The organism is Acinetobacter sp., from assembly GCF_036666595.1.
In the GTDB taxonomy this organism is placed as follows: domain Bacteria; phylum Pseudomonadota; class Gammaproteobacteria; order Pseudomonadales; family Moraxellaceae; genus Acinetobacter.
On sequence record NZ_JAVWVO010000173.1, the window covers coordinates 1 to 500 of the forward strand.

At 28.4% G+C, this 500-nt stretch carries 1 pseudogene; it reads right to left on the reverse strand.

Going from position 1 to position 500, the window contains the following annotated elements:
* Nucleotides 1-215, reverse strand: a pseudogene (locus RR876_RS17445) (hypothetical protein); the annotation flags it as partial.
* Between the last annotated feature and the right edge of the window lie 285 nt (nucleotides 216-500).

Sequence of the window (500 nt, forward strand, 5' to 3'; positions counted from 1 at the left end):
TCAACTCTTGCAAAAAATAGATAATTTCGATCGATCTTCATTTGTTGATCACCAAATCTCCCACACTCGTAAGGCTGATCTTTTATACTTGGAATATCACTAGGTTCTAAAATTATGGCAATAAAGATCACAATACTAATAATTACTGGTGACAATAATAGTAAGACTAAAAAATCTACGACTGTAAGTGGTTTTCTGAGAAAATCTAAAATCATGGGTTGCCTTAGTTGGTAAATATTTAGCTACCTAATGCTTAACATCTAATAAGTTACTAAAATATATTATTGTATTTCCTATCATTATCATTATCATTAAAATTCAACTACTTATTCTTCTTTAAACATAACCATCCGAAAAATTTAAGATAGCTTAACAAACATTTCAACATTCTCTAAATTTGTCCGTTGCCAATTCAGTTGATTTATCTCTTCCATCATATTCATAAGCTATTCATAAATATAAGCTATTTTTTAGACAAAGCCTATGTTTCTTAAACGCTA